This window comes from Mycobacterium sp., from assembly GCF_049802695.1.
GTDB lineage: Bacteria > Actinomycetota > Actinomycetes > Mycobacteriales > Mycobacteriaceae > Mycobacterium.
Genome location: NZ_JBARMY010000557.1, coordinates 1 through 1,816, shown reverse-complemented (window position 1 = coordinate 1,816; position 1,816 = coordinate 1). Strand labels below are relative to the sequence as shown.

The window sequence follows — 1,816 nt, the reverse complement described above, 5'->3', positions numbered from 1 at the left end:
TTCTCGCCAACATGCATGGCGTATTGACCAGTCCGATGGCGTTTCTGGTCCGGCCGGCGAGGTGGGTCCAGTTGATGGCCAGCCATCCACGGACGTTCTCGCCCGCACCGAACTTCGCCTTCGAACTTGCGGTGCGCAAGACCAGCGACGACGACATGGCGGGTCTGGATCTGCAGGGGGTGACGCACATCATCTGTGGCGCCGAACGCGTCCACGTAGCAACGCTGAACCGCTTCACCGAGCGGTTCGCGAAATTCAAGTTACGGCCTCAGGCGATTCGGCCGTCGTACGGGTTGGCGGAAGCAACCGTGTATGTGGCGGCGCGTGCGCCGGGGCACCCGCCGAAGGTCGTCCACTTCGAATCCGACAAGTTGTCGGACGGCCATGCCGAGCCCCGAAGTGACTCGACCGGAACGGCATTGGTGAGCTACGGAGTGCCGTCGGCGCCGACCGTGCGAATCGTCGATCCCGAATCCAGAATCGAGAAACAAGCGGGCGAGGTCGGAGAGATCTGGATACACGGTGACAACGTCGCGCAAGGGTACTGGGGGCGCCCCGACGCGACGGCAGAGACATTCGCGGGACGCCTCGCCGAGCCATCGGCGGGCACACCCGAGGGGCCGTGGCTGCGCACTGGCGATCTCGGCGTGATCAGCGACGCTGAGCTGTTCATCGTGGGCCGTATCAAAGACCTCGTGATTATCAATGGGCGAAACCACTATCCGGACGACCTGGAGGCGACGGTCCAGGAGATCACCGGAGGCCGGGTCGCCGCGATCTCGGTTCCAGACGCAGTCGACGAACGGGTGGCCCTGGTCATCGAATGCAAGCCGCGCGGCAGTTCAGAAGAAGAGATCGCAGAGCGGATCGACGTCGTGAAACGCGATGTCAACGTGGCGGTATCGACCGGTCACGGCATCCGTGTCGACGATCTCGTGCTGGTTGCGCCCGGTTCGATCCCGATCACCACCAGCGGCAAGATCAGACGCAATGCGTGTGCCCAGCTGTACCGCGAAAACCAGCTGACGCGGATCGGGTAGCCCCAGGCGACGGTGCCCCCTGCGCGCCTGCCCTTGGTTTCATGCCCGCAGTCGGCGATCTGAGCGGTGGCATGACAGGGCACGAAATATGTCAGCATTGACCGCGTGACCACACGCCAGATCGCTTGTGTCCTAAGCGCCGCAGTGGTGACCTTGGCGCTGCTGAGTGCGGCCGTCAGCGTTTCTTCCGCCTTGGCTGATCCATGCCCCGATATCGAGGTGGTATCCGCCCGCGGCTCCGGTGACCCACCCGGTGCTGGCCGGGTCGGAGAAGCGTTCGTCGACTCGCTGCGCTCGCAAGTTGGCGGCAGGTCCGTCGGCGTCTACGCGGTCAACTACCCTTCCACCCACGTTCTCGTTAATCCTTCCAACGACGATCTGTCTGATTCCGCCTCAGCCGGTGCTAACGACGCGAGTGCTCATGTCCAGTACATGGCCGCGAACTGTCCCAACACCAGGATGGTGCTCAGCGGGTATTCCTTAGGCGCGGCCGTGATCGATGTCATCACCTCGGCCGGTGCGCCATTGCCCTTCGGGTTAGTCCCCGCGCCGATGCCGCCCAAGGTGGCTGACCACGTCGCCGCCGTAGCCGTCTTCGGGAATCCATCGAGTAAAGATCCGGGCGGGCGGCTAACCGCGATCAGCCCGCTGTATGGGGCTAAGGCCATCGACTTGTGTATCCCATCTGATCCGATTTGCTCAGATGGCCAGGATTGGTCGGCGCACGTTCAATATGTGCAGAACGGGATGGTTCGTCAGGCCGCGACTTTCGCCGC

The 1,816-nt window shown here is 63.4% G+C and carries 2 protein-coding genes; both read left to right on the top strand.

Features of this window, described 5'->3' with window-relative positions; translation table 11 throughout:
- Window positions 1-1,040, top strand: a 1,040-nt coding sequence (locus WA317_RS21940; RefSeq protein ID WP_425175035.1) for an AMP-binding protein, incomplete at its 5' end; no start/stop codon positions are given.
- Between the two features lie 105 nt (window positions 1,041-1,145).
- The coding region (locus WA317_RS21935) for a cutinase family protein (RefSeq protein WP_425175034.1) at window positions 1,146-1,816 on the top strand (671 nt) is incomplete at its 3' end.